Source organism: Chitinophaga sp., assembly GCF_036569125.1.
In the GTDB taxonomy this organism is placed as follows: Bacteria; Bacteroidota; Bacteroidia; order Chitinophagales; family Chitinophagaceae; genus Chitinophaga.
The window spans coordinates 1-3478 of record NZ_DATCRF010000055.1 but is presented as its reverse complement, the minus strand read 5'-3'; the positions used below and the strand labels follow the sequence as shown (position 1 = coordinate 3478).

The window sequence follows — 3478 nt, the reverse complement described above, 5'->3', positions numbered from 1 at the left end:
CTACAGGGCTTGGCTTCTGGACGGCCACCCTGCGCATACCGGCCAATAACTGCGGCACTTCGGAATTTGGCAACAGCATACCCATGACCTTACAGGGCCCTGCCTGTGTAAATAATGGTATCCGTGCATGGTACCGTGCAGACCAGGCGGTGAACGGTGTGAACTGGGGTGATATTTCCGGTAATGCCAATCACATGACGGTTGTTGGCGATCCTGATAATACTACCGGCATGGTGAACTTTAATCCCGCCATTTATTATGACGGGAATGATGCGCACCTGGCACCGGCAGCAGCCGGCGTAACAGGCGCCTATACCATGGGTGGCATGACGCAGCTGGAAGGTACGCAGAACGGCCGTGTGTTTAACAGCTCAACCGGTAACAAGCTATTCGGCTGGCACGCCAACTTCGAGAACCGTTTATATATGGAAGCATGGCTGAATACCGGAGGTGCCATCACCACAAACAGTAAGCTGTATACATTGGAAAGAGCTGCCAGCGGCAGCTACGAATTCAAGGGGAACGGTGTATCTGTAAAAACAGGCGCCACTTCTGATGCAGGCGTGTGGACGCTGGATGTGGGCGGGGCCACTTACGGGGAATATTCAAAGGTATTTGTGCCCGAAGTGTTTATTTATGGCCGGGATCTTACAGCAGCGGAAATACAGCGCATTGAATCTTACATGGGCCTGAAATATGGCATCACCCTCAATAACGGCGCAACAGACTATATTACCAGCGATGGCACTGTGCAGATGTGGACAGCCGCATCCAACACCGGTTATAGCAGGCGCATTACCGGTATAGGCCGGGATGATTGCAGCATGTTAAACCAGAAGCAATCGCTGAGTCAGGATACCGGTATTGTAACCATTGCGTTGGGTAATGCCATTGCCGTTTCCAATGCTGCCAATACCAATACTTTCACACAGGATAAAACCTTTTTGGTTTTCGGTGATAACAACGGCACCACCAGTTATTTCACAGCAGTAAGCGGCGCTAATGTAACCCAGCGTATGGGCCGCATCTGGAAAGTACAGAAAACTGCTACCTGGAATAACAGCCAGCAAATAACATTGCAGCTGGAAGGCGGTGCAGAGAACAATTACCTGCTTATCAGCACCGACGCTGCTTTTGGTACGCTTACCCGTGAGCTGCAATTAAGCAACAATGGTACCATCACACTCTCCAGCGCCGACCTGGCTGATGGCGCTTTCTTTACTTTCGGCAAGCAGCAGCGGTTCCCCGGTGGGGTGGCTGCCGGTTTACAGTCATGGGTGAAAGCCGATGCAGGTATAACGGCTGTTGATGGTAACGTTAGCAAATGGACTGATCAGGCGGTACAGAGAGAATGGCCCAAAACTTTTCCGGCTATTGCTGTTCCCTGGCAGGCGAATGCCATTAACTATAACCCGACCGTTAATTTTGCCGGCAACAACTATTTTACGATACCCAGTATTACAAGTGCATTTACAGCAGGTGAGATCTTCTCCGTGCAGTTCTCTAACCTGGCCGCTGCTTCCACCACTGCCAGCTTCCCCTGGGAGTTCGGTGGCGATCCAACGAACCTTACAGACCAGTTTTATCATTATAGTAACGGTAGCCACTATACGCATTTTGGCACCAACTCACGGCCGGGCTACCCGTTAGGCGGCATCAATATGCAACGGGCGCACGTATTAAATAACTGGAGCGCACCCTCCAGCTGGTCGCTTAACTTTGATGGCAAAACAATCGGCAGCAGCACTGCTTTCCCGGTTACTTTCAGCAGGGGGGCGGCTATAAATAGTGCTATTGGCGCAGGGCATAACTCCATTTTCCGGGGCCGCATTGCAGAGGTGATGCTTTACAACAGGCGCTTAACAGATCCCGAGCGCATACAGGTCAACAGCTACCTGGCTTTGAAATATGCCCTGACCCTGCGGAACGCCGCAGGCGCTATGACCGATTACATTGCCAGCGATGGTACTGCCAGGATGTGGACGGCTTCCAAGAACACCGGCTACGGCCAGCGCATCACCGGCATCGGAAGGGATGATAACGGCGCCCTGCTCCAGAAGCAAAGCCGCTCACAGCTTGACAGCGCCATTGTAAGCATTGCCGTAGGCACTGCCTTTGCCGCTTCGAATAAGGAGAACTCCACTATTATTAATAATGATCTTTCCTTTTTCACCTTCAGCGATAACGGCGGAGCAGTAACCTTTACCCAGCCTGTTTCCGGACTGGGCGACGTTACACTGCGCCAGGCGCGCATCTATAAAATAGACCGCACCAACTGGGCGAAGAGCAATATCAGGCTGGCGCTGATGGATGGCGACAGTACGGAATACCTGCTGGTGAGCAGCGATGAAACCTTTGGAGCAGGGGACCAGGCTTACCAGCTGGATGCAAGGGGACTGGTGAATATTGACAGCGACCTGCTGCCCGACGGTGCATATTTCACCTTTGGCAATGCCTACCGCGGCCCTGCAGGCGTAGCGGCCGGCCTGGAAGTATGGACCCGTGGGGATTCCGGCCTGGTAGGAACAGCAGCCAACATAACACAATGGATAGACCAGGCCCCTTCAGGCCGTGTATGGCCAAAGGCAAATGGCAACGCGGTACCCATGAATTTCAAGGACTTTAATTTCAATACCGGCGTTGGTTTCAGAGGTGCAAGCTATTTTACATTGCCACAGTTTGCACAAGCATTTACTGCTGCAGAAATATTTTCCGTTCAGCTGCAAACGCAGCCTAACAGCGCTACCGGCCAGGGATTCCCCTGGGAGTTCGGAGGCAGCTACAGCGCGGGGGCTGAATATGCCTGGGCTAACAGCCATTACACCTACTTTGGTTCGTCCAATGCACGCAGGAATTTTGTTATTCCAGCAGAGGTAGATGGGCGTAATCCGCACCTGCTCAATTCATGGAGCGCGCCCAACGACTGGGCTACCGGTTTTGACGGCAAGGTGCTGTTAACATCAAATGTTAACACGGTTAGCCTGAACTCCGTGCCCGTAAAGGATTATATAGGCGCCGGCCATAATACTGTTTTCTATGGCGATGTATCGGAAGTGATCCTGTACTCCCGCAAGCTGAGCAATCTTGAACGCCAGCAGGTGCAATCTTACCTGGCATTGAAATATGGCCTTACCCTGGGCATTGGCACTCCTGTAGATTACCTGGCAAGTAACGGCACTACCAAGATGTGGGATGCCGCCGCCAACAGCGCTTATGCAAAACACATCACCGGCATTGGCCGGGATGACAGGGGCATGCTGTACCAGAAACAATCGCAGAGTGCAGATACCGGTATAGTTACCATAGCTGCAGGTACAGCGGTTGCCGCCTCCAACAAGAGTAATGCGGCAGCTATTACAAATGATCTTTCCTTCTTTACTTTCGGTGATGATGGCGGCGCTGCCACTTACCTGACCCCGGTTACAGGTATTGCCAACGTTAACAACCGTATGGCCCGCATTTTCAAAATGCAGAAAAC

Annotated in this window: 1 protein-coding gene; it reads left to right on the top strand. The window is 52.2% G+C overall.

The genetic code is table 11. The features are described from left to right. Nucleotides 1-3478 (top strand): hypothetical protein (locus VIM87_RS01865; RefSeq protein WP_331995329.1); only part of this gene is annotated, 3478 nt, incomplete at both ends.